The sequence below is a fragment of the Paenibacillus mendelii genome, from assembly GCF_024498075.1.
Taxonomy (GTDB): domain Bacteria; phylum Bacillota; class Bacilli; order Paenibacillales; family Paenibacillaceae; genus Paenibacillus_Z; species Paenibacillus_Z mendelii.
The window spans coordinates 674671-700221 of the sequence record NZ_JANHOF010000001.1; the positions used below are offsets into that span (position 1 = coordinate 674671).

Genomic DNA, 25551 nt, shown 5'->3' on the forward strand with positions numbered 1-25551 from the left:
TGCTTCGAACGAAAGCCGCCGTGCAGCGGAATGTTCATCCGATTATCATTCGCCCTTCTCCGCTCTTATTTCTCATCCCTAATTAACCGCTAACTTCTGCCAACGACCGGCGGTATGAATGCGGCTTCCGCTTTACAGCTTGGCCGGAGAAAATCCATATCACAGCCTTGAGGTGCTTGGAGTACGGAATTCGCGAACAGCCTCGGATAACCGCGGGTATGGGCTGCATCCGGCTTGACCCACGCTTGAAGCCGCTCCGTGATGACCGCATCCTCAACCAAAATGTTGATGGTTCCGCTCGCGACATCCAATTCGATCCAGTCGCCATTCTGCACGACAGCCAGAGGGCCGCCGACCGCGGATTCCGGAGCGGCATGAAGGATGACCGTCCCATAGCTCGTACCGCTCATGCGGGCATCACTGATCCGCACCATATCGCGGACGCCTTGGCGAAGCATTTTTTGCGGAATCGGAATCGATCCCCATTCCGGCATACCGGCGCCTACGGGGCCGCAATTCTTCATGACCAGCACAGAGGATTCGTCGACTTCGAGATCCTCCCGATCAATGTTGTCGAGCATATGCTGATAGTTGTCGAATACGACGGCTCTCCCGCGATGCTTATGCATATGATCGGACGATGCCGATTTCTTCAGAATCGCGCCTGCCGGGGCGATGTTGCCCTTCAGCACGGCAATGCCGGATACGGGCTTGAACGCTTCCGCCAAGGAGGAGATGATTGCTGAATTATCAATTCTGGCAGCAGCGTATATGCTCGCAATACTCTCCCCGGTCGCGCCCAAGCATTCCCCGTTCAATACCGGAAGCAATTGGCCGATAACCGCGGATAGGCCGCCAGCCTCATAGAACTCATCCATGCTGCCGGTACCGCTCGGCTGAAGATTGACCAGCAGCGGAATCCTTTCTGAGCATCTATCGAACTGCTCCAGATCCAGAAAGATTCCCAGTCTTGCCGCAATCGCGGTCAGATGAATGACTGCATTCGTAGAGCCGCCAATCGCGGCCAGCAATTTCATTGCATTGTGGAACGCCTCTTCCGTCATCAGCTTCGAGGGCATAATTTCCTCCTCGACCATGGCTACGATTCTGCGTCCCGTTGCCTCTGCTGCTGTCTTCCGGGCTGAATGAGCCGCCGGAATGCTGGACGTTCCCGGCATCATCATACCCAGCATCTCCGACATGCTCTTCATCGTGGAGGCCGTCCCCATGACCGGACAGCCCCCAAGGCTGCAGTTCATGCAGGATTCAAGCTCTTTCCACTGGCTCTCATCCAATACGCCGGCCTTGTAATCGTCCAGGTACTTCCATAGATCCGTCCCGTAATTCACCTTCTTGCCACGGAAGGAGCCGGAAGAGCGATGACCAGCAGCGAGCTGCAGAGTAGGCAGATTACAGCTTGCAGCGCCCATCAATTGCGCCGGCGTCGTCTTGTCGCATTCGCATAGGAGCACGACACCGTCAATTGGCAGCGAACGGATCGTCTCCTCGACATCCATCGCCATCAGGTTGCGGTATGGAAGATCGGAGGGCTTCATCAACTCCGATGGAGTCGTAATGGTATGAAGCTCGACCGGATACCCTCCTGCCATATACACACCACGTTTGACATATTCCACGAGCTCTTTATGCGGATAATTGCAGCTGTTCAAGTCATTCCATGAATTCAGAATCCCGATGATCGGTTTGCCCAGAAACGATTCAGGCACATGCCCAAGAGCTCTCATTGCGGTCCGATGTTGAAAGGAAGTATCCTTTGCGCCTTGGAACCACTCTGCGCTTCGCAATTTCATGTTACATATCCCCCGCGCCTATTAATTGTCTGCCATACCCAGTGATATGGATCAGATCGCCGCCGTACAGCCGCCGTCGATATTAAGGCACGAGCCCGTGACGACGACCGATTCGTCCGAAGCCAGAAACAAGACGCCATATGCAATTTCCCGCGAAGTGGCCATCCGTCCCAGAGGCTGCTGCGCTTTGATCACGGGATACAGCTTATCCATACCGCCCATTTCCTCCGCAAGCTTCATATTCATATCCGTGTCCACCCACCCCGGGCTGATCGAATTGCAGCGAATGCCTTTCTCTGCATACGTGACGGCAATTTCCTTCGTCAGGCCAAGAATGCCTGCCTTCGATGCCGTATATGCCGTATATCCCGGCTCGGTCAGATGAGCCATGACGGAGGAGGTATTGATGATTGAGCCTCCGCCCCGCTTCAGCATCTCGGGAATCGCTTGTTTGCACATCAAGAACATTGACTTGAGATTCACGTCGATCACTTGGTCCCACGTCTCTTCCGTGCAGCCCAGGATATCGGCCGTCGGCATGATCCCGGCATTGTTGAATACGACATCCAGTCCGCCAAATTCGCGAACCGCGGTCTCTACGACCTCGGCTGCCGTACGTGTCAGCGACACATCACCGCATACGGTGCGGCAATCGCCGCCCTTCAAGCGAATTTCTTCTGCCGTTCCTTCCAGCTTCTCCATATCGCGATCGACGAGTATGAGATTGGCGCCTTCTTCTGCGAACAATATAGCCGTCCCTTTGCCGATGCCCGATGCTGCTCCTGTAATAATTACAACTTTATTCGCTAATCGTCCTTTTCTCACGAGTGTCATCTCCAAACTATGATTTAATCAAAGATCATTCATCCTTGGGAACGTTTGTGATAGATCTTCATGGACAATGCCGGAAGGTCGCTGTCAAACACGAGTCCGTTCTGATCCTGGCGAATCGTGACGGGGCGTCCGCTTGGATCGGCCCGGCTGTATTCGGTCCAGCCCTCCAGCTCCATGCCTATATCTGTCAGACTCAATTCATCCACATGATCCGCGGAAGCATTCACGATGGCTAACGTTTCTCCTCCTGCAGCATTGAATCGATAGACGGATACGTGAGGAGCATAGCTCGTTATCATTAATGGCGGCTGTTCAGACAGCTTCTGCAAGGACTCCTGTATGACCGCACGGCGAATCGGACTGAGCAGACCTTGATACCCGGCATCCCCTAATTGCCCATACGGCAAAATGAAAACACGGTCATTCACTAGGGTCATACCAGGACCTGCAGCATGGCCTTGACCATTATGGACATGCCCAATAACCTCAGCTTTCGTCCTATCCGAATATTCGATTTCCAGATAATTCCCAATCGAGATTTGAGCTGTCATCCGCCCTGAACCGATACCGACGTATTCACGGTTATTCGTTATCTCCTCATAGGATTGGAAGCCGCTCTCGTAATGATGCCAAACGGCTCTCATTACACCGCATAACATGCCAAGGCCCATCTCACAAAGGGTATGAACCGCCTCTCCTTCCAAGAGAACGGTATGATTATCGAACAGATCCCGAATCGCCGCCTCGCCCATATTGCGGAACGCTTGCCCCGACACGGCAACAATGCCATTGTCTTCCGGCAGCCCGGTTGTGAAACGATTCGCAATGCCGAAGGCCGAGAGGTAACTCGCCCATAGCGTTTCATTCGGATAGAGCTCCTCCATCCGTTCCCCTTGGGCGGTGTGCAGGGAGTATGATGAACGTTCATTAACCACAACATGGATCCCGGTCTGGTCCTTGACATGTAAATGAAGTGCGACGATGGCATTGAGATAATCCTTCTCGTCGTTCAGCCAGCGCTCATAATACTCTTGCGGATAAATACCATTGCCCATCATATCGAAGATATCTAAGGTGATTCCACGGCTGCCAATGATCAATGACGTTTCCAGCTGAAACTTCTGGAAGGCGATCGACTTGGAATACCGCGAGAACGGATAGTTTTCGAACTCCGGATAGGCTTCGGTATGCTCAGGGATAAGCGCAGCCGTGAATCGAGATATGCCATTAAACATCCACCAATATTTGTAGCCGGCTTCCTCTGTATAAGCAGGCAAATGCGTTCGGATTATAGCCGTGTTCCCGCCCTCGCCATCGAATGCGGTCATGATGCTATGCCAGTCTCGCCCTTCGGCGGCATGCACGCTCGGACTGCTCGTCATCAGGCCAATCCGGGTATCAGGGGAGACCTCATGTACCGCGTCGCTAATTTTGCGCGCCAGCTCCACCAGCGTATCCCGGCAGCTATCGAGCCAGATGCGGCGGAATTGATGAGGATCGCCAGGCTGCAGGAGACCTCGCTTGAAGGTTTCCCTGTCAAGCGATGCCACTCCGGCCTTACGGGCGAATTCGCGCATGTGCTCGTCACAGAAGCAGCCGCCCCATTGCAGCGGATCGTGATTATGGAAGCGGAAGTCGTCTTCTACCCATAGAACGGCCGGCTTAATCGAAGCGTAGAAAGCATACATTTCCGTTATATACTGCTGCCATTCCGGGCAGGTCGGACATACGACCGCCGTGGACTGATTGCCATACGGATCGACCATTAAGCGGAACCGGTGCCGCTCCTTCAATTGGCGCCCCCGTGCGCTGTGCAGCAGGGTAATCCAAGGATTGATAGAGGCCGTTACGCCGTAAGGTGCCAGAGATTTCTTCGCACTGTCAATCGTCTCCAGCCACGGTCTCGTTTCTTCCACGGTGAGATGCCCGTTGTTCAGCTCTTCCGCATTAATGAAGAACATAACATCCTCGACTCTCCCCTCCCGGCAGAACCGGGCCAGGTCGTTCAGCCGCCTTTCTTCCAGATGTCCTGGCGGCAAGCAAATGCGCAGCATATAAGCATAACTGGAACTTGTCATCGTTGACCTCCATCGTTCTTAATTACGGCACGCTATGTGTTGCATGAATGATTCTTAGATAGGCCTAATATTCTTTCTCTTTCATTGGTTTTCCGTCGAGAGATTTATAGGCATCTGCATAGTCTCCCCAATTCGATCGCAGCGGCATCGATTCTGATGCGATCTTCATGTTCTTGAAAGCGCCGGTGCTCCGGTTGGTGAACAGTCCCAGCTTGCCGGAAGAGAAAGCATCCTCCTTGATAACGACATATTTGGCAGGAGAATCTGCAGATTTCTTCACAGCCGCCTTCAGAACGCCGTCTTGCATATCCATCTGCATTCCAATCCATGCATGCGGTTGCATTCTCTCCAGCATGATTCTCCTCAGAATGGTGACAGCGCCATTCTCCTGCATGCCGATTAATAGATAGGCATCCTGTTCTTGACCCGCTGCTGCTCCCGGGGAGCGGAATTCATTACAAGGTATTACGATCGCGGCAAAATAATAACTGTCCCCGTTCACCTGAAAGGCGATTCCGGTTTCCCCATCTGCCCGAACTTCCGCATAAAGATGAAAGTCATCGTAGCTCTCTTCCCCAATAACGGAGACAGCCCCCAGTCTTACGGAATCGGTCTGTTCGATAACGGCTGTGCGGGCATATTCGAATGTCGTCTGAAGCATATAAGCATCATGTACATACTGGAAGGCGGCATCCCCAATGTTCCGCTGCGTGACGGCAAGCATCTTACCGGGAGATACCTCCGCGATCTGACCGTAATAGCTGTTCCCAATCTCCAGTTCGTTCCAACTCGCTCCGTCATCGCAGGTATAGAGAATGTTCTGCAAGGTGTAGTAGAAGATCGTTCCATCACTGGCACGGCGCATATACGGGTAGCCGCTATGCTTGAACAACGCATTGGTCGTCGGCGTGCTCTCCTTCCATTGCCCCGAATCCTCGCGTTCCAGATAAGTCTGCAGCATATGGGTGGACAAACCGTCCGTCCGCATAATCATGAGCAGTCTGCCATCGTCCAGCTCGACGAAGTCGAACTCCTCACACATTCCTTGCGGAACCAGATAGTCGTCATTCGTTAAGAGCTTCTGAACCGGCGACCATGTCTTGCCCTTGTCCCAAGATTCGGTAATGGAAACCCAGTTCTTATCGAATGCGTTCACATGCGACGGGTTGACCGCCCCGACCGCTAAGATGCTGCCATTGCGCAATGGATGAAAGCCGGTAATAAAGAAGTTGTTCTCGGCCGGAAACGAGTAGATTTGTTCCCAGGCTTCACCGCCATTCCCGCTGGTCCAGATTGTAGGCAGCTTCTTCAAGACCGGACTGTTCGGTTTCTCTTCGAAGGGAAAGGCTTCCCATGATTTCGCTTCATCATAGGTTGCGCGATTCCCGTTCACCGTGAAGCCTTCCTGCGTGCGGCAGAAATTGCGAATCAACTGTCCATTCTCGATTTGAAACACATGGCGGATATGATGATCGGCGTTAAGATCCCACCGTTCATCCAGCCTTTCCTTCCAGCCGGTATCTTCCCAGCTCTGTCCGCCATCGCTGGATTGCAAGGTTTTCAAGTAATATTCCATACCCGGCCTGTTGAAATTATAGGAAGGCGGCCAGCTTGTAAGGTCTCCTGCGACTTCTGTGAAGGAGAGCTTCAATGTCCCCTCCGCTTCCGTCCACAGGATTGCCCAGCATACATAGCTGGGCTCGGCTTCGGACCGATAGATCTCATTCTTGAGAATGTTCCACACATTTAATGTATCGTAGGACCGCCAATTCCCATGTACGGCCTGAACCTCTTGTCTTAAGTCAATCGCCCGCATCTGATAACACTCCTTATGAATGGGTACCTTGCTGCACTTCAACGCCATAGAACGATAAGATGGGCAATCGGCCCCAATCTGTCGGGGTCGGACCCGGCGGATTCATCTGCCACACGCCGTGGACGACGCAGTGTCCAATAACCGGTCTGGATGGCGTCAAATAGATTCGATTGTCTTCCGCGAACCATACCGCTATGTCATTACGGCCTGCTTCGTCCTCGATGGTGAACGGAACCGATGCCGGTGGAAGATCAAATAAATGAAAGCGATTATGAACATTCGCGAAGACGAGCGCAATTCGTCCGTCATCCTGCAGCAGCAAAGCCTGCTCGATATCCGGCACGCCATTCCATTTGCCTCTATCGTATAATTCGGTTAATGCCATTCGAGCCAGTCGTTCCCCCAGCATCATGTTGGCAGCAGCACTGTTATGAATAAGATCATAGAGCATACAGTCGGTCGCAGGTACGACATAAACTTCCGGCAATGACCTTGACGCCTTACGCTGCGCTTCCCGGATTCGGCCCCAATGCATGTCCATCTCCGGATCGGACTGGCGCGTACACCGGTTCAGCTGCACCGTAAGAAACGGCAGCTCCGGCAGCCCGAGCTCGGCTCTCGTACGTTCAACCATACTGCCGAAGCGCTCAAGGTAATCATCGCTTCGTTGCTCTAAGGCGTCCGTACACCCTTGATACCAGAGTACGCCCCGAATGCGGCCGCCGGCGGCATCTCTAGCAAGCTGAATCATATTATGGTAGAGCTCGCCTTCTTCCTCGACATCCCAGAACCGGAGCGGCATACCGCCCAAAGCGCTTTGAATGAGTCCAATCGGATAGCCCAATTCGCGCTTCAACTGCTTGGCAAAGTTGAGATAAGGACTATGAGAGGGATTGTGATACTCGTAATGAAGCGGATATATGGAACGCGTAGACTCGTTCAACGGATGCGTCGCCAAGGACCAATCTCCGCTGTTTCTGAACATGTGGACACCGATCTCGGGCGGATCCATGACCGGATCCTTCCCTCTGCCGGATGCATTGCTCTGCCCGGCAATGAGATAAATATCTCCAATTCCGATATGGTGTATCATATCCCCCCTCGTGATGACAACATCCATGTTATATTCACGGCTCGCAAGCATCGTTTCAATGCGATACAAACCGCCGGCGGGTATCCCTTCGATAATCGTCTCCCAATAGCCCGAAGGCGTTTCTCTCGATTCAAACCCGCGTTGCCGTGAAGAGAATCCATTATCGTCTTGAGTGCTCGTCCACTCCTCCTCTGAAAGTAACCGGGCTTGCTGCCACTGCTTAACAGGCTCGCCGGAATCCTCGCTCACGAGTCTTACGATTACATTCACGTTACTATCGTCAGGAATGTCTCTTTTCGCATATGCACCCGCAAGACGAATCGAAGCTTCGCCATTGATCTGCTGAATGATCTGCCAATCACCAGGTCCCTCATCGATGACGACACCTGCCATTCCGTATATACCCGGCATAAATTAATTCCCCCATGAGTGGCGGGCTGCACATGCATGGACCAGGATGGTCCATGCACGGCGACTCGCCGATTAATCAGCGTTTAGCTATTCTTTAATTTGTTAATGGCTGCTTTAAGTGAATCCACTACGTACTGAATCGTTTCGTCATCCGGAGCGCACCACCACGGAAAGCTGAAGCTGTTCTCCCAGAACTCGTCAAGAACGGGACAATTCGCTTCATCCAGGCCAAACTTCTGGAACAATGGGTAGCGATACAGCGGATAATACTGCACGATACAGCGGATCTTGAATTCTTCGGTTAAGCTGTCCATCAGGTCGTTGCGGTTCTTGCCGAAGGCGGAGCCGTCAAAGTGCATGACGAACTGATGCATCACATGGCGATAGCCTTCCGGAATAACGTTAAAGGAAATTTCCGGCGTATCGCTCATCCGTTCTCTGATTTTCAAGCCGGCCTCGATGATCTTGTCCGTATTGGCCGTTAGCGTATCCAGCATGACACTGCCGACTGCGCACTGCGCTTCCCCCATACAGTAGTTATATGGCCACACACCGTCGATATCGGTGTCGACATTACTCATGGCAGGCACCCAATAACGTTCCCGCTCGCCTTCGAAGCCACGGATTCCGCAGAAGCGCAATCCGGGAACGAGAGCTGCGTCCTCGTCGCTCTTCACGAGCAGGGCACCGCCTTCACCAAGCGTAGTCATCGTCTTCGCGCCATGGAAGCTGAAGCATGCATAGTCGCCGAACGAGCCTACATGCCGGCCGTTGATGCGGGCATCCAGCGCTTGAGCGCAATCCTCGACAACCTTCAAGTTATGCCTGCGTGCAATGGCCATGATCGCTTCCATATCCGCCGGCATCCCGAGCAGATGAACGGCCACAATGGCCTTGGTGTTGGCGGTAATCTTCGACTCGATGTCCTTGGGATCGATCACCCAAGTCTCCTTGTTGATATCCGCCCACACGACCTTAGCGCCCGTTCTTGCGAAAGAAATAGCGGAAGAGCAGAACGTATAAGCCGGAATGATAACTTCATCGCCGGGACCTACCCGGCACAGCGTTGCTGCCAAGCCTAGCGCATTCGTACAATTGTCAACCGCGAAGGCATGATTAGCTCCTGTATATGCCTTGAGGTCCGCCTCGAATTTCCTCATATGGTCGCCTTGTGTCTGGCATTCCGTATTTCGCATCACATCAACGACGGTTTGAATTTCTTCTTCGGAGTATGGCCGTTGACGCGCCGGGAAAGGAACCTTGTATCCGCTTAGCGAGCCTCTGCCTGATGGATCATCCATCTTTTTAATGACCTTTTTCTCTTTTTCCATTGGAAATAGCCTCCTAGCCTGTGTCTAGTTGTGTTTCAGAGCGGTTCGGTAAAACGTTGTCAATCAGAGCGGTTCGGAATTAACATTGTGTATCAGAGCGTTCAGAGCGTTCTTACAGCAAGGTCGTATCAATAACGTCGCACATGATCGTTTCTTTGTTGGCATCATACGCGACCAACAGCTTGTCCCCGTCTATCAGACAGCACGGATACTGCATGCCGTTGATCTTAAGCAGACCTTTGCAGCTCATTTCAGTCGGATCGTCGTTGACCATGTATACCTTGTCGAACGTGAAACCATCTTCACTGATGAGCAGCATCAAGGCACTGCGGTCAAGCAGCGTTCCAAGCGTATTGTTGCAAATGTAATACCGGCCATCCGAGAATCGGCCTGCATATAGACGGCTCATCGAGTCCGGGATGTCGGTCAGAATCGGCACCGAGAAGGTGCGTCCGCCATCAACGCTCCAGTTCACATACAACCGGCAGGAAGCCGCTTCGTCCCTCCAGAAAATAACGATTCTGCCTTCATCCGTCTGATACCACGTCGATTCGCCATAAGGGAAGCTCGCGCCATCCGGCTCCGGTATGCTGATAAGCTCCGGCTTCTCGAGAATATCGTCGCCCGGCCACAGCATGATAGCTGGCCCATTGCCGTTCGTGGTGCAGACGCAAAGGAGACGCCCTTCCTGCGTGAGGCGCGGTGCCTCGAATATCCACTTGATCTTGTTGCCGAACGTGCTGACGTTCTCCCAGTTCTTCGCATCCTCGGATACGAAGATGTCCATCGTGATCGTCTCCGGATTGATGCGGCGCATGCCGGTTGCCACTTCATCATGGATCGTCTCTTCCGTCATCACGATTTGATACAGCTTGTCTTCGGTAGCATGGAGGGCTACGCAGTTATGCGCTACGCAATCTTCCGCAGGGGAAGTCACGACGACCCATGGATCGGACCAATGGCTGCCGTCACTGGAAGTGGCCATCAGCACTTGCTGTCCGGCATCCTCTTCGTTACGGATACCATTGCTCCATGAATAATAGTATTGGCCTTTGAATTTGGCGATTTGATTGTGGTGGTTATACGAACCATTCGTACGGCTGCCATAATATACAACCGATCTGCGTGCTGATGGCGGATAAGGAATAAGAGGCGGATTCACGCCTTTCGGACCATGATCGTCATCCTTCATCAGACATTCGAAGAGCATGAAGTTGCGGCGCCAGAAATATTCACGCAGCTGATCCGCTAATTGCGGGCTTAGCATCTCTGCATGCTGCCGTGTCGTTACTTTTACTTTCTCATCCAGTTGTTTCGTCATATCGGTATCCCTCCAGCTTCAATGCTATTCTTCCATTTCAATCTTATCCAAGGTTCTCGAAATCCACTTTCAGCTTCGCTGCTTGTTCGTTCTTCGCATCGATCAGCTGTTGAATGCCAGCATCCTGCAATTCCGTAACGAATTTACTCCAGCTGCTCTCGACAAACTCAGGACCGCCAACGATGAATTTCATGTACCACGTATCTTGTACTTGCTTCACTTTTGCTTTGATGGTCGAAAGATTCTCGTCCGTGCTCCAGATCTTTTCAGCGAAAACTTCATAAATCGGCTGCAGCTTGGCTGCCGCCATATAGGCTTCGCCGTATTTCGCTAATGTTGGGTTGTTCTTGGCTGCCGCTTCCATTCCGAAGCTTCTGCCTTTCTTGATCGCATCCATCAAATCCAATGCGCTGTCGATCTGATAGTACATTTGCTTCTCCAGGTTGGAGAACGGCGCCCACTCCTGGCGATCTTCGCCCGGCATGTAGATTTGCGTGACTTCATCGCGGAATTTCTCGTAGTTGAAGCCTTCCACGGTACCGTCTTCCTTGATTTGATCGTAATGAACGCCTTGAATTCCATACCACTTCAGATTCTGGCCCTCATTAGACATGATGTAATCAATTACGTCTAGTGCGCGATCCGGCGCATCAGAATCAACATAGATCGATGTTGCGGCTTCCGCAATGGCTACTTCAGGCAGCAAGTAATTTGCGGAACCCTTAGGACCTGTAATCGGCTGCGTGTCGACCATCAAATCTTTGCCCAGCTCTGCGTTTGGATTAACCTTCTTCCATTCTTGGACGAACCAATCCGCACCGATTCCATATGCGCCTGGGGAGTTGCTCAGGAATACCGCATATTTGCCATTCGCGAAATTGCCGACTGCTTCAGGAATACGGTCGCTTCCGCGAGTCAGGAAGTCTTTCTCAATAATTCCGTCCGCATATAGCTTTGCGATTTCTTTCCACACATTCTTGGCGTCTTCACTTGTCGCGGTTTCTTCATACTTGGCGTCGCCGTTCCAATCCTCGATCGAATACGGGTCAACGCCATGCGTCCGGAAGAAGAGCGAGGAGAACATGATCCACAGGTTGTTACCGGCATCGATACGACCGCTGAGCGGTGTAACGTCAGGCTTTGCTTTCTTGACGTTATACAGATAGGCGATGAATTCATCATATGTCGTCGGCGTTTTACCGCCATTGACCTCATTGATCAATGCGCCGTTGTACATCGCCATGCCAGCAGGCGGGCTAACTAGACCCCAGAAATCCCACATCACATAGTTTTTGTTCTCGTCACCAAACATGAATTTATTCGTGAATTTCCACAATGGATCGTTGAACATTTTATTCAGCGTCTTGTAGCGTTCAGGCTCCTTGGCGACGATGGCTCCCATGTCGGTCAGCATATCTTCCTTGAATGCTTTCATCGTAAAATCGTTCAGGAAGTAGCCGTCGTTGACGATATCGGTCATCTCGCCGTCAGCCAGCATCATCGTCAAAGCTTGATTGTAACCAGGTTCTTTAGGGCTTTCGAATTTCAATTTGATGTTCAGGCGTTTTTCAAGTTCTGCTTTCAGCGGGTCCTTATCTTGGTTCTCTACGACCAGCCAACGGTCCGTCATCTTCAGATTGGCAGTTGGCAGCTTGCTGTAATCGACTTCCGTTGTACCTTCCGCGTTATTAGCGGATGCGACCGGCTCATTATTTGGTTTCTCTTCTTCCGCCGGTGTATTCGTATTTTTACTGCATGCTGCAACTGTTACCATCGTCAGGATGAGTACAGTTAACAAGAAAAACGTTTTGAAATTCCGACTTTTCCCCATGTAGACATTTCTCCCTTTTCATTTTTCAGCCCTCACCTACGCGGGAATTGGCTTCCCTGTCGCATAGCAAGGTGACTTTTATGTCAACCACACCCGAACGATAATCCGTTCAAATTATTGGCCCGCTTTACTCGTCAAAAAATAAAATATGTCTATTACCTAGCTCAGAATAGGGCTTATCCTTTTACCGCACCAATCAATATGCCTTTAACGAAATATTTCTGCAGAAACGGATAGAACAAAATAATAGGCAGCATAGAGAGAATAATCGTTGTCATCTTCAATCCCATTGGCGGGAATGCAGCGAGATCCCGGCTCATCTGATAGATGTTGCTCCCGGATGCCCCGGCGGAAGCGGCAGGGTCGGTCAGCATTTCCTTCAACACCCATACAAGCGGTTTAAGCATCGGCTCACGCTGGGCGTAGATCAGGTAGCTGTACCAATCATTCCATTGGGACACGGCCTCGAACAGAAACACGGCAGCCATAGTAGGCTTGGATAACGGGACGATTACGCGGAAGAACACGGTAATATCATTCGCGCCGTCGATCTTGGCCGCTTCCTCCAAGTCTTGAGGAATAGCCGCTACAAAGTAGTTCCGCATAATGATGAAGTTCGTGGCGCCAAGCAGCCAAGGAAGCGTGAGACCCCAGAACGTATTCAGCATGCCCAGCTCTTTGACCAGCATGTAGTTCGGAATCAAGCCTCCTGAGAAGAACATCGTGAGGATGACCAGCCAGTTAATCGTAGGCATTCCCCGTACATGGGTTTTGGATACCGCATAAGCCATTGTCGCCGTCAGAAGCACGGATAAGCTTGCGGCGAACAACGTCTTTGCGAACGATACCGTGAGCGCATTGTAGAACACGCCTGTCTTAAGTATGGCACCGTAATAACTGAAGTCGGGCACTAACGGCGGCAATACGGGAATTGTTGTCTTTGAGAAATCACTGTAAGGCGTTATCGAACCCAGCAGCACATACCACATGGGATAGAAGCATAGAAGCGCGAAGCCGACACAGAATACGGCGACGAACACGTCATAGAAGTTGAATCCCATTTTCATCCGCATAGACTTGCGATAGTTTGATTGGCTTTCCATCTCCATCTTGCTCAACAATCATTCACCTCCAAATAGGCGGAGTATGCGGCTTTCGAATGATTCGACCACATGCTCATACAATCCCGACTACATTCATTTTTTTGATGATCTTGTTGGCGATCACAAGTGTAATCAGACCGATTATATTAAAGACGAGACTCACTGCAGTTGATATTTCATACTCGCCTTTTTCCAAGCCCATCCGGTACAAATAGGTAGGAATGACGTCGCCCGTCTCATATACGAGCGGATTATACAGCGTATAGATGTGCTCGAAATTAGCGGAGAAGATCCCGGCAAGATTCATGAGCAGCATAACCGCGATAGTCGGATAGATGGCCGGCAGCGTAATGTGAAGCATCATATGCCTGCGGTTAGCTCCGTCAATCGTAGCGGATTCGTATTGCTGCTGATCGACGCTTGCTAGAGCCGCCAAATAGATGATCGTTCCGAAACCGGCATTCTTAATAATATTGGTTACGGTTACAATCGTGCGAAAGTAATCCTGCTCAATGAGAAAATACGTTTCTTTCCCGCCGAATGCCTTGATAATTCCATTAACGAGCCCTTCCGACGGGGACAGGAACAAGATGATGATGCCGCCGAAGATGATCCACGACAGGAAGTTAGGCAGATAGACCAGCGTTTGAAGAACGCGCTTCAGCTTGCTGCTCATCAGTTCATTCAGCATAAGTGCCAGGAAGATGGTGAACGTAAATCCAAACACGATGCCGTAGACGTTAATGATGAAGGTATTCCAAATGACTTTAAAGAAATACGGGTCCGAGAAGAGATTGATAAAATGCTTGAACCCGACAAAATCACTCCCAAGTACTCCGCGCCTCGGTCTATAATCCTGAAAAGCTATCAATATACCGTACATCGGCACATAGCGGAAAAGCAGAACGTACAGCAATCCGGGCAGTACGAGCAGGTAGATGAACCAATGTTTCTTTAAACTGGTTTGTAGGCCTAGTTTCTTTCCCTGCGCCTCTTTCATTGACGTTCCTCCCGATGCCTTAAATAACCGCTAAGCATGTTCACACGAGTTGTACAACAATTGGTCAGCGTCATTGTTACCCTTGCTTTCCCCCCTTTGCGTTGCGCGATACATGAACCAATCCGCAACTAATACGTATTACTGAAACGTATTACTAAAATAGGCAAAACTTTTAACGACTTCCTTTTGAGATAACAATTACAAAGCAGCGAGCGGTTATAGATTCCAGAGAACTTCTTCATTCTCTCGTCGCCAAAGCAAATCAGCTATCAAAGAAATATCGTTAATACGTATTAATAACGTTATTATAACCGCTTACATTAGGGCTGTAAATAGTTTTTTCTTGTATCGCGTTCGAATTGACTATACCCAATAACGCTCACCCTGCTTGCCTGCGGGTTCTCCACAGTTTTGCAATGTGAGCGCTAACAGTAAATCCCCCTCTTACTTGCTCTTATATAAACAAATAAATCTCTCGACACCCGGATACTTCTCGCCTATGCTTCTCGTCTGGAAGCCGATCTGTCTATAGAAATCAACGGCATCCCTATCCGTCTCGGCTTCCATCCGCCGGATCTGATTGTCTTGGATGTACGCCTGAATCATCGTTCTCCCTATTCCCTGATTGCGGTAAGGCTCTTTAACCGCCATGTGCAATAATAGGACCTCATGGGGTGCTTCATGCGAAATTCCGATAAGTCCAATCAACTCATCGTTCTTGGTGAAGCCCAGAAGACTTCGCGAAGCATCGGCTCTATATCTGCTGAACTCCTCCATGACCCTCAAGAAGCTAGGTCCCATGCAAGCAGCAAGCAGCTCAATCACATCCGCCGTATCTTGCGAGGTTTTCAAATCGATCATATTCTCATCCTCTTGTTTGTCAAAATAGTTAAGGACTGGCGTTCTTCATTCGAATCATAGAAAAATTGACTGTCGACGAGAGGATATCCGTCTGCAAATGCCGCAAGGAGGGAGTTATCCTCAGTTCAATGCCGAGTTCCAGGATACGTTCGAGCAGGCCATCCAGGCGATCAACCGATATGGGTTCCACCGTATCCAGCGACGTGTAATAGCCGGCCTCGGGACTATGACTATAGAAGGAGTCGGTCATGAAGCTGTAGCGATATATACTGGCCTTCTTCACTCTCTCGTACCACCATGCTGTCTCGATTGCAATGATATGCGAGGTTCTGGAATGGCCGAAAAACCGCCGCATATCCGCCTCGGTCGTATCCTCCTTCTTCCATACGCATACTCTTGGACATTCCCTTGGAAAATAGTAATGTGGAGCGTGGAACTCATCGATCGCCCACACCATGGCTGGCTCGTCGCTCCGGTACTCCAGCTTTCTTGGTTTGAATATGGCAATGTCAGACTCTTCGCTAAAGTGAAATAGATTCATCCCCTCGGACACCCTCTCTATTAATGCGCTTTCAGCGATCCAATTGCTGGGTCGGATTAGGGTGCTTCTCGGATAACACCCCTTTGAAACGGTAATACAGCGGGGAGACTCCATATACGTGCTTGAATAGCTTGGAGAAATAGAACAGCTCCGAATAGCCGACGGCCTCCGCAATTTGGGTGATCGTCATGGACGTCTCGGCAAGCAGCACGGTTGCCCGCTCCATCCGCACGCGGGTGATGTATTCTTTCAACGATATACCCAGATACTGCTTGAACAGCCTGCTTAGATAACGGGGCGAGCAGTCGAATGCATCTCCGATGTGCTGAGGCGTCAGCTTCTCGCGCATATTCAGGCGCACGTAGTCCGACGCTTTCTGAATGCGCTGACGGTTCATTCGGGATATAGGCGGTTCCTGTTCCAACTGATCCGCTTCCCGTATCAGTCTCAATAATGTCAGCTTAAGCAGCAGGTCAAACTCCTCATCCTTCCAACGGGTCACCCACTTGTCGACTTCCAACAGCCTCAGCAAAAACTGCTCCAGCCATTGCGGGTCTTCCAGGCGAACGTATCGCGGCAGCCGCTCCTCCTGAACGAGCTGTCCCTCAGCCCGCTCCATTGTGAAATGGATATAGACGACCGTTAACCGGTTCTCGGGATCATGGCGGGCTTCAACGATATCCCCCGGCATCAGCAGCATGCAGGTTCCTCTGGAAACGGAGTAATGTTCGCCATTGACTTCGATTTCCCCCTGACCATCCATAACATACCAGATATCATAATCCCTCATTGGAGTCCGGGGCTGCCATAACCATTCCGGCTCGCAGATCGCCTTGCCGCAATCCTTCGCATTGTGCAATTGATAACCTCTGAGCCAATCAGCAAATCCCTCCAAGACGCACCTCCTTCCGATGCCCAAACGGCCTATCGTGCAGCTTCCTACAAAAACAGCCCTTCTTCCGCCATTCGGATTCCTTTCGAAATCCGTTATCTTAAAAGGTATAGTACAGCATAATTCAAACGATAACCAAGGAGCTGATTCTGTTCATGAGCAAGCTTTCCATCGATCCGCAGGAAATCAATAAGCGGCTATATCCGTTATTTCACATTCACGAACCGCTGGCTTCCCCATCAGAATGGAAGGAAGAGCATATTTCACAGTTTCGCCAGCAGGGCTTCCTTGCCATCGAAGGCATCTTATCGGCAGCCGAAATCGAATCGGCCAAGCAAGCCCTCTCGGATATTATCGCCGCTCCCGATGCGAAGGGGCTCGTCGAATTCACCACGCCCCGAGGCGAGCTGCATACGGTGGAAGAGATGGAATTAGCCGTACGCAAAGTGTATAAATTCGTTGACGGAGAAGAGCGGCTGGCTCAGATCTCCAAGCATTCGACGATGTTGTCCATCGTTGAGCGGCTGCTCGGCGAATCCTCGAAGCTGGTCCAGGATATGGCGCTGCTCAAGCCTCCCCATGGCGGCGGCGAAAAACCGTGGCATCAGGACATGGCGTACGGTCCGCTGGCATTTGATAAGTCCGTACTTGGCGTATGGATTGCACTGGACGAAGCCGGTATCGACAACGGATGCATGCATGTTATTCCGCGCTCGCATATGGAGGGCGCAACCCCGCATTATGCCTTGCGGGACTGGCAGATCTGCGATGCGAATGTGCCCGTGGAGCGCAATATCGCCGTTCCGTTAAAGCCCGGCGGCATTCTTATCTTCCATGGACTTCTCTATCACGGTACCCCCTATAACTTCTCGTCCAAGCGCCGCCGTGCACTTCAATTCCATTACGCGCCGGAATCGGTCGTGAAGCTGGGGATGCAGGAGTACAAGCGAATATTCACCAATGAACTGACTAATGCGGAATGCTGAGATGGATCGGGTGTGAAAACCTGCCGGTATACGGATTTCACACCCTGCTATGTTTCGAGTCGGTATGCAAGAACGACAGCAGCTTGTCATCATCCCAGTCGTACATCTGCAATAGAGATTGATACGGGTCGCCTTGTATGCCCAGATACGAACCGAATGCCGGTTCGGTTTTGAGCCCGCTTTCCTTCAAGCCCCTGATTCTCGCTTTCCCTTCCTCATTCAGAGCTTCAAGAATTCGATGCTCGATCACCATATGTTTAAATCCGTTCTGCTGCATCGTCCTCACGGCTTGTCCGAATAGCTCAATCGGCCACCCCTCATAGTTAAATTCCACTAAGATTCGTTCGATACCCGCTGCGATCCGCCTGCGTACGTTAAAATTCTCATTCGCTCGATAGAGCTGTGTAACGATATCTTCAAATCGATCCATGTCCATGACTTCACAGATAATATCAAGGTCGCTGCCCGCCACATCGACTCCTATTGGGATCGTCCCCACTAATATGGGATAGTAAGGTTCCAGCCTTTCAAAAATTCGAAGCGCTTTCAATGCCAGATAGGCCTCTATCTGTCTAACGCTGCCACTTGATAAATAAGCAATGTTCAAGAACCGGCTTTCCAGATGATCCACAGTATGTCATCCCCCCTGACAATGCCCTTCATTACCGAAATATTTTACCACAAGATTCCTGCTTCAGGTATGCAATTCCTAACGGATGCGATACTAAGAATGGGAACTCAACGGTTATTATTTACACACCTATTTACCGGGTTATTGCCATGAGAAATAAATATTATGACAGGAAATAATAATAAAGATACCATAAAGAATGTATATACTAGGACTTATGACGGTTTATTTCTGATTGAAAACCCTAAATAATAACAAATGGAAGGAGAGATTTATTTGTTCAAGAAGCGGAAGCGGTGGATGAAGCGTGCCGCAGCTGCTCTGCTGGCAACTGCTTTCATGTGGGTCTCTGCAGCAGCGATTCATCCGGATGTAACGGAAGCAGCGACTACAAAGGCAAGCTACGGCGGCTTTAATGAGGTGTCCACCAAGGGGCCTGTTATTCCCGGTCTGACGGGCAGCAAGGAATGGGTACCGCAAGGGCTGGCCCTTGTACCCGATCAAAACTGGGTGATTGTATCCCATTATTGGGGCAAATCAAGCGCGAATCAGGCAAGCGTCATCTCTATAACGAGCACCACAACCAAGAAACGGCTGAAAACCTTCTACCTGTACGAAACCAGCAGCAAGAAGCATACCGGCCATGTCGGCGGACTTGCGGTGAGCAAGAATCACCTGTGGGTCGCCTCAGGTACAAGTGTCTATAAAATTTCACTCAGCACCCTGTCTGGTAAAAAAGACTTCAGCAATGTCGTCATGACCGAATATGCTCTCGGACACAAAGCTTCCTATGCTTCCTATTCGAGCGGCGTTCTATGGATCGGTGAATACATGGATGGCGCGGACAAAGGCAAGGCCATGTGCTCCTCGGGCCCAAAGGGCAAGGTTTATGGTTACAAACTGAATGCACAGGATGGGCTGGCTTCTAAGCCTAAAGCATCCTATACATGGAGCACGCCCGACCGTATTCAGGGCATGGCGTTAACCAAAGATCGAGTGGTGTACAGCCAGTCCTGTGGCCGTAATCATTCAAGCAAGCTGCTTGTGTATACACAAGGCGCCAGCGGCAGGCTGATCAAGCAATTGACCATGCCGCCGATGTCGGAAGGCATTGCTCTAACCGGCAATAAGCTGTATGTCAGCTTCGAATCCGGCGCGAGAAAGTATGCTAACGGCAGTTATCCGCTTAAAAATATGTACATCATCAATACCGGCAAGTTTAAACTCTAATGATCGGCTTGAGGAAAAAAGGCTGAACAGGTTGGAATGAACCTGTTCAGCCTTTTTCATCATTTCGATGCTTAATCCATTTCTAGCCGCTTCATAAAGTCTTCAGCCGCACTGTACCCTTGTTGACGCAAATACCAGTTGTTAGCGGCCGCTTCAATTAAACCCGCCACGTCCCGGCCTGGCTGCAGCTGAATTTCGATATGCGGTATGCTTACATTCATATACTCCGTAAAGCTCGGCGTAAGCTCGAGTTCATTATTCAAGCAATCGTTCTGCCACTGCGTAAGCTCAATGTCGAGTACGATCCTCGTTTCCTCTTGAAACGCCTTCCGTCCGTAAAGCCGGCTGACATTAACCAAGCCGATGCTGCGAAGCGCAAGAAACTCCTTCGTCTTCCCATCATGCGTGCCGAGCAGCGTTTGCGGGCTGAGCTTCTTCAATACGACGATGTCGTCCGCCACTAACCGGTGGCCGCGCCTAATCAAGGTATGAGCCGTCTCGCTCTTGCCGACACCGGATTTCCCTCTTAGCAGAATACCGATCCCTGCCACGTTGACACACACGCCATGTACGCTTATCTCCGGAGCCAGCATCTTCGTTAAATACGCGGTCATATTGCCAAGAAAGTCCGTTGTTAACGCACTCGTACGGAGCAGCGGGATGCCTTCTTCATTGCAATACTTTTTCAAATACTTCAAGCCCTCTTGTCCTGCTGTCACAATAAAGCATGGCGGATGATACTTGACGATATTACCTATATGATGATTCCGTTCCGCTTCCGTCAATGTATGCAAATAATTAATTTCCTTTTTGCCAAGCACTTGAACATGCTCCTGAGGAAAGAAATCAAAATAACCGACAAATTCCAGCCCCGGCCGATACACGCGCGATTTGGTGATCGTCCGATGAAGCTGCGTCTCTCCGGCCAACACTTCCAATGAAAACCGGTTCACTAATTGTTGTACATCAATCGCCTTCATGTGCCTTCCCCCCTGGATTCAAATCAGAAGCCTATTGTATCGAATTCATACATCCATATCAATGACGTTTCTGTGTTATTCAGCTATAAAATCATCAGGCCGATAGGGTGCTCGTATCCGGCCTTTCCTTTGGCAGCAGCCTACCGGCCAACGTAACCGTAAGACAGAATACGAAGCATATGGCGAATAAAATCCGGATTGGCATGCCGAAGGCTTCTCCTTCTCCCCCCGAAGTGCCCATAGAGCCCACCAGCAGTGTTGCCAGGCCGATGCCTGCAATTTGACCAAGATACCGAACAAGAGCAAGCAGGCTTCCCGCCAGGCTACTCTTGGATGCCGGCGCTGCGCTCATAATCTCGGCATTATTGGTGGCATGGAACAGCCCAATACCGATCCCGAAGAGCGCCAACTGCAAGCCGATACTCATTGCCGAGACATTCGGCATGAGGACGACGAATAGCATGGATAAGGCGCATAAGAGCGCACCTGCCGCAATCGGGAAGGATCCGCCATACTTATCGCGGAACCAGCCTGCGAACGGTGCGACGATCCCCATCATCAGCGGCTGCAGCATTAATAACGCGCCGGTCGTCCATGCCGAGTAGCCCAGCTGGCTCTGCAGGTAGAACGTGACCGGAATCAGCGTTGCGGTCTGAGCGAGATTGATCATGAACGAGCTTGCATTACCCAGCCAAACTTTCCGGTATTGGAACAGCTCACGGTCCACAATGCCGTAATCGATACGCCGGCCTTGCAGCCATAGCGCAATCAGGAGGAGGATGCCTATCGCGCCTTCCATCCAAGCAGCCGAAGAGATGGAGAACGCCCCGTCCTCCTTCACCGATTCGGCTGCCATCATAAGCAGACAAGCACCGGCTGCGAGCAGCGCCGTTCCTATAATATCGAAGCGCGTTCTAGCCGCGTTACTCTTGATCCGCGGGAACCAGCGAAACCCGAGCACGCAGGCAACCAAGGCGATCGGTACATTAATCCAGAACAACCACGGCCATTCGACGAATTCAAGCATGAGTCCGCCAATGGCCGGTCCCGCTAACGTGCCTACGGATATGACAACGGCATTGACGCCAAGAGCGCGGCCGCGTTCATGATCGGGGAATACTTCACGCACCATAGCCTGGCTGTTAGCCATGATCATCGTTGCGCCGATTCCCTGCAGGCAGCGGGACAGCAGCAGTCCGAGGAAGCCACTCGAGACGGCAATGCATAATGAGCCAATACCGAATATAAGGAAGCCATAGCTGTAAACCTTGCGCCGCTCCAAGCGGTCCGAGAGCTTGCCCATGAATGGCAGCAAGACGACCATCGTCAGCAGATAGATGGTGGCTACCCACTGGACTTGTGCGAGCGAGACTGAGAATTGCTTCGCCATGATCGGGAGCGAAACATTAACAATTCCAACATCAAGCGTGGAGATGAGCGTCCCCATATTGACAATATGCAGAATTCCCCATTTGTTGCTAGCTGTGGCAGTCATAAATCAAGTTCCTCTCTTAGATCGCCTTGATTGCATCTATCCTAAAATACGATTGGATCGATCAGCTCTATCCATTGCATGCTCGATTCCCCGTCGTGATGTCCAGTAACAATTCCAACGGTTACTACCTGAAGATGCGGATTGTCGCAATAGTGCTTGAACACGTGTTTCAGGGTTGAAGGCAGGTTTAAGGTCTGTACATCGTTGACTGGAATCCAATAAAGCTCGCCTTCCTCCGAGCTTACAACATCTTACGAAGACGTGCTACCAAAATATATAAAATGCTGCCTGACTTCATCAACCTTCTTTCTGAGCACGATGTATTTTAATTTCAAATCCATCAGATCATGCCGATGGATTCCAGCCTCTTCGAATACCTCCCTGTAACATCCAATCATCGGCTGATTAAGCCCCTCAGGCTCGAGATGACCGCCTATGCTGCTCCAGTGCTCGCCATTGAACAGCCTGCCGCTTGGTTTTTTGATTAGTAACACCTCATTTCGGCTGTTAAACAGAAATGCAGACGTCATCTGCCGAAATTCCATCGTAAGTTAGCCTCCCTGTTAATAAAGCACCGATATGTATTCATTTATTTCGTATTCGACGATACCTTATCAATGCCGTCTACCTTTTCAATGCATCCCTCTAAGAGTTTTACGCAATCATTGATTAACTCTTTTATCGTCTCTAAGGTTTGCTTATAGGATAAACTCTGATCCCGATTGTATTTATGTGCTTCCATCCTCATGAAGAAGCAGGCATGAGATACGGAGGAATATGTACCCCTTAGAATTCCTTGCAATTCAACAGGCAATAACGAAATGACATTAGCTCTTACAGCGGCTTCGAGGTTATCCGACTTCACGTGATCGACAGCCAGCAGCAAGCCTTCAAACACGATTTTGATATCTGCAAGAGTGTTTATCTTCTTATCGAACAGATCCGTCGAAACGCCCAGAAAGTGCCAGTTGTCAACAAGTTCGGATCTAATCAGGGATATATACGATTCTTTTGATTCATCCATCTGATTATTTTGCAGCTTCATGTTCTGTGAATAGCCGAATTTTGCACCTAACCAAGCACCTAGAAAGACCCCGATCGTACCAAGTATAGCGCCGATAGATGACCACATATCGTCAGTTAACACAGTATAAACTTGATTCCATTCTATTTCCGGAAGATTTTTTAGCATGATACCGTCCAACTCCAAATCTACGATGATTGTATTTTACAAATTGGCATCTGATAGCGGCTTCTCTCTTAACGTAACTCTCCATACAGGTATGCCATCCATCAGGTCAAGTACAGCATGTTCCACAGCAGCCGTTTTGCGTTTCTTCAACTTGACGTCGCCATGCAGCTTCGTAAACTCCGGATAAAACACCTCTTCGCTGTTGAGGAGAGCTTGAACCGCTGCCTCGTCGAATTCATAGGGCTTCACATCCGGATCGCGAGTAACTCCTTGGTTATCAATCAATTGGAAGAAAACTTGAATCATGAGCGCACCTCCGGTAGAAGTTATTTAAACATTTGAAAATACCACATACTGAATCCCAATTCCTCGTAAAACTTCGCTGTCTCTTTCCATCTGCGGTTGGACGATCCGACCAATAATCGAGTTACTTGGTTCTTCTCTGCTTGCTCCATTAAATGACCGACTAGTTTCTTGCCCATTCCTTCTGAGCGATGATCGGGATGTATATACACTTCGAAGATCTCGAGGTAAGATTCGTCTGGCGGAATAATCTGTCCCGCATTGCCAGACCTCACCTCCCCGAATGAATAACCTACTATTCTCCCCTCCGCTGCAACCACATAGAAATATTCATTCAGACGGTTCAATAATTTCTCTTCCGACCATTGTACATTCTCATAGCCCACAGTTATGTCTTCTTCCGCCCATTTCCTCGATAGTTCTACAATCTCAGTTAGATCTTTTCGTTCAGCTAATCGATAGATATACATGACCGCTCCTCTCCTATCAAGTTTTGAATGACCTGTACGACGATTTCGGGTTCATCCCGTTGAACATAATGACCGCTATTTTCCGCTACGATAAATGTGCTGCGCGATGATAACTTCATTTGATTCCTTTGCAATTGCAGCCAGAGCACCTGATTTTCACTGGAATAGTGCTGCTTTTTCCCCGCGCGATCTGTGGGATTTATCATTGTTGCGAATGCCCCACATTATTGAAATAGCTTCGCCCTTCGAGTTTCAACTGTTTTATGAGACCCTTAACCTGCTTTGTCGTGCGGATGACGATAATAGCCTTACCGTCCTTATAGGCATCCATTTTCTCCATAATCCCGGTTCGGCTTGTCTTCTTGAAATTCCATACCCATTTCAGAAAAGCCCAGTCCAGCCGTTCCGGGCAACCTTCGTTCAAATCAGGTCTCGTTATGCCATTATATTGTACCCGACGTTTAATCACCCGATAGGTTGTAATCCATCGCGATAAATCAAAATAGATGATCACATCCGCAGCATTCATGCGAATAGGAAGTGTTCTTCCATAGTTGCCATCTATAATCCATTCTTTCTGAGCAACAAGACGCTTCTGAATTTCATCCCACTCCTGTTTTGGGGTCGGTACCCAGCCCGGTTTGTAGTAATAAGCATCCAGATGATGCACAGGCAATCCAAGTATAGAACTCAGCTGACGTGCAAAAGTCGATTTACCTGAACCTCCGGAACCAATGATCATGATTTTCATGGGATGATTTCTCCTGTTATGTATTAACGATTGTCTATCCAGTATCTCCTCAGTACGTTTCCATCCTCTTCCACAACATCCACATCTGGAATTCCGCCATTATTCAGAATCGTTTTTTCCGAGGCGGCATTGCTTGCATCACACACAACAAGCACTTTGTGTATACCGAGTTCTTTAGCTTTTTCTAGTGATAATCGCAGCATTTTCGTTGCATACCCTTTCCTTCGTTCGGATGGTCGAATCCCGTATCCGATATGTCCCCCGCAGTTCAGAAGCTTCTCGGTTAATTGATGTCTGATATTGACGGCGCCAATGACTTTATCATCTTCGGAGACTAACCAAAAGGTAGAATCCGATACCCAGCCCTCAGGTAAATTCTCACCCTGTTCGTTATCATGAAGGGATTGAAGCATGCCTGCAAAATCGGTTGGATCCTTACTAATCACCCAAGGAACCATATCCTCGCCACTTGCTTTCCACTCTTGGTAAAAAGATAAATAGTGCTTCTCTAGGTGTAGAGTCGGTTTTGTTAAAAACACATTTTTCTGCATCGTACATTCCCCCGTGTAAAAACTGCTTAAATCCTATCC

At 50.0% G+C, this 25551-nt stretch carries 24 protein-coding genes; 2 read left to right on the forward strand and 22 right to left on the reverse strand.

The window, feature by feature from the left end; genetic code table 11:
* Window positions 1-89: 89 nt before the first annotated feature.
* From NNL21_RS02885 to NNL21_RS02945, 13 genes are all read right to left on the reverse strand, one after another.
* The gene (locus tag NNL21_RS02885) at window positions 90-1811 is read right to left on the reverse strand and encodes a dihydroxy-acid dehydratase (RefSeq protein ID WP_204815940.1); all 1722 of its coding nucleotides are present in this window, start codon (window positions 1809-1811) and stop codon (window positions 90-92) included.
* 51 nt (window positions 1812-1862) lie between these two features.
* Complete coding sequence (locus NNL21_RS02890) at window positions 1863-2636, reverse strand: SDR family NAD(P)-dependent oxidoreductase (RefSeq protein WP_204815941.1); 774 nt, start codon at window positions 2634-2636, stop codon at window positions 1863-1865.
* Between the two features lie 38 nt (window positions 2637-2674).
* The gene (locus tag NNL21_RS02895; RefSeq protein ID WP_204815942.1) at window positions 2675-4723 is read right to left on the reverse strand and encodes a hypothetical protein; all 2049 of its coding nucleotides are present in this window, start codon (window positions 4721-4723) and stop codon (window positions 2675-2677) included.
* Between the two features lie 64 nt (window positions 4724-4787).
* Window positions 4788-6539: a sialidase family protein gene (locus NNL21_RS02900; RefSeq protein ID WP_204815943.1), complete on the reverse strand. Its 1752-nt coding sequence runs from the start codon at window positions 6537-6539 to the stop codon at window positions 4788-4790.
* Between the two features lie 13 nt (window positions 6540-6552).
* Window positions 6553-8043, reverse strand: coding sequence for a sialate O-acetylesterase (locus tag NNL21_RS02905; protein ID WP_204815944.1), 1491 nt, complete (start codon window positions 8041-8043; stop codon window positions 6553-6555).
* Between the two features lie 83 nt (window positions 8044-8126).
* A complete protein-coding gene (locus NNL21_RS02910) occupies window positions 8127-9374 on the reverse strand; it encodes a DegT/DnrJ/EryC1/StrS family aminotransferase (RefSeq protein ID WP_204815945.1) in 1248 nt (415 codons plus the stop codon).
* A gap of 112 nt (window positions 9375-9486) precedes the next feature.
* Window positions 9487-10695, reverse strand: a complete 1209-nt coding sequence (locus tag NNL21_RS02915; protein WP_204815946.1) for an exo-alpha-sialidase — start codon at window positions 10693-10695, stop codon at window positions 9487-9489.
* A gap of 43 nt (window positions 10696-10738) precedes the next feature.
* A complete protein-coding gene (locus NNL21_RS02920) occupies window positions 10739-12526 on the reverse strand; it encodes a type 2 periplasmic-binding domain-containing protein (protein WP_204815947.1) in 1788 nt (595 codons plus the stop codon).
* A 176-nt stretch (window positions 12527-12702) separates the two neighbouring features.
* The gene (locus tag NNL21_RS02925) at window positions 12703-13647 is read right to left on the reverse strand and encodes a carbohydrate ABC transporter permease (RefSeq protein ID WP_204815948.1); all 945 of its coding nucleotides are present in this window, start codon (window positions 13645-13647) and stop codon (window positions 12703-12705) included.
* Between the two features lie 55 nt (window positions 13648-13702).
* Window positions 13703-14629 carry an ABC transporter permease gene (locus tag NNL21_RS02930; protein ID WP_204815949.1) on the reverse strand — a complete coding sequence of 309 codons (927 nt, stop codon included), beginning with the start codon at window positions 14627-14629 and terminating at the stop codon, window positions 13703-13705.
* Between the two features lie 444 nt (window positions 14630-15073).
* On the reverse strand, window positions 15074-15490 hold the full coding sequence (locus NNL21_RS02935) for a GNAT family N-acetyltransferase (RefSeq protein WP_204815950.1): 417 nt from the start codon (window positions 15488-15490) through the stop codon (window positions 15074-15076).
* A gap of 28 nt (window positions 15491-15518) precedes the next feature.
* Entirely contained in the window at window positions 15519-16031 is a 513-nt protein-coding gene (locus tag NNL21_RS02940; protein WP_204815951.1) for a DUF6886 family protein, read from the reverse strand.
* Window positions 16032-16062: 31 nt separating this feature from the next.
* On the reverse strand, window positions 16063-16926 hold the full coding sequence (locus NNL21_RS02945) for a helix-turn-helix transcriptional regulator (RefSeq protein WP_204815952.1): 864 nt from the start codon (window positions 16924-16926) through the stop codon (window positions 16063-16065).
* A gap of 152 nt (window positions 16927-17078) precedes the next feature.
* Here NNL21_RS02945 and NNL21_RS02950 point away from each other — a divergent pair, with 152 nt between their 5' ends.
* Window positions 17079-17909 (forward strand): phytanoyl-CoA dioxygenase family protein, encoded by an 831-nt coding sequence (locus NNL21_RS02950; protein ID WP_204815953.1) that lies wholly within the window; start codon window positions 17079-17081, stop codon window positions 17907-17909.
* Between the two features lie 37 nt (window positions 17910-17946).
* Here NNL21_RS02950 and NNL21_RS02955 read toward each other — a convergent pair whose 3' ends face one another.
* Window positions 17947-18540 (reverse strand): DUF4269 domain-containing protein, encoded by a 594-nt coding sequence (locus NNL21_RS02955; RefSeq protein ID WP_204815954.1) that lies wholly within the window; start codon window positions 18538-18540, stop codon window positions 17947-17949.
* Window positions 18541-18816: 276 nt separating this feature from the next.
* On the opposite strand from NNL21_RS02955, the gene NNL21_RS02960 reads away from it, so the two are divergent.
* Window positions 18817-19770, forward strand: coding sequence for a hypothetical protein (locus tag NNL21_RS02960; protein WP_256555026.1), 954 nt, complete (start codon window positions 18817-18819; stop codon window positions 19768-19770).
* Between the two features lie 71 nt (window positions 19771-19841).
* On the opposite strand, the gene hprK is transcribed toward NNL21_RS02960, so the two are convergent.
* The 8 genes from hprK to NNL21_RS03000 form a co-directional block, all read right to left on the reverse strand.
* Window positions 19842-20750, reverse strand: coding sequence for an HPr(Ser) kinase/phosphatase (hprK, locus tag NNL21_RS02965; protein WP_204815955.1), 909 nt, complete (start codon window positions 20748-20750; stop codon window positions 19842-19844).
* A gap of 94 nt (window positions 20751-20844) precedes the next feature.
* Complete coding sequence (locus tag NNL21_RS02970) at window positions 20845-22245, reverse strand: MFS transporter (protein ID WP_204815956.1); 1401 nt, start codon at window positions 22243-22245, stop codon at window positions 20845-20847.
* 251 nt (window positions 22246-22496) lie between these two features.
* Window positions 22497-22790 carry an NUDIX hydrolase gene (locus NNL21_RS02975; RefSeq protein ID WP_204815957.1) on the reverse strand — a complete coding sequence of 98 codons (294 nt, stop codon included), beginning with the start codon at window positions 22788-22790 and terminating at the stop codon, window positions 22497-22499.
* A 44-nt stretch (window positions 22791-22834) separates the two neighbouring features.
* Window positions 22835-23437, reverse strand: a complete 603-nt coding sequence (locus tag NNL21_RS02980; protein ID WP_204815958.1) for a hypothetical protein — start codon at window positions 23435-23437, stop codon at window positions 22835-22837.
* A gap of 36 nt (window positions 23438-23473) precedes the next feature.
* Window positions 23474-23743, reverse strand: coding sequence for a hypothetical protein (locus NNL21_RS02985; protein ID WP_204815959.1), 270 nt, complete (start codon window positions 23741-23743; stop codon window positions 23474-23476).
* 20 nt (window positions 23744-23763) lie between these two features.
* On the reverse strand, window positions 23764-24210 hold the full coding sequence (locus tag NNL21_RS02990; protein ID WP_204815960.1) for a GNAT family N-acetyltransferase: 447 nt from the start codon (window positions 24208-24210) through the stop codon (window positions 23764-23766).
* Window positions 24211-24412: 202 nt separating this feature from the next.
* Window positions 24413-24961: a DNA topology modulation protein gene (locus tag NNL21_RS02995; protein ID WP_204815961.1), complete on the reverse strand. Its 549-nt coding sequence runs from the start codon at window positions 24959-24961 to the stop codon at window positions 24413-24415.
* A 23-nt stretch (window positions 24962-24984) separates the two neighbouring features.
* Window positions 24985-25512, reverse strand: coding sequence for a GNAT family N-acetyltransferase (locus NNL21_RS03000; RefSeq protein ID WP_204815962.1), 528 nt, complete (start codon window positions 25510-25512; stop codon window positions 24985-24987).
* Window positions 25513-25551 lie beyond the last annotated feature (39 nt).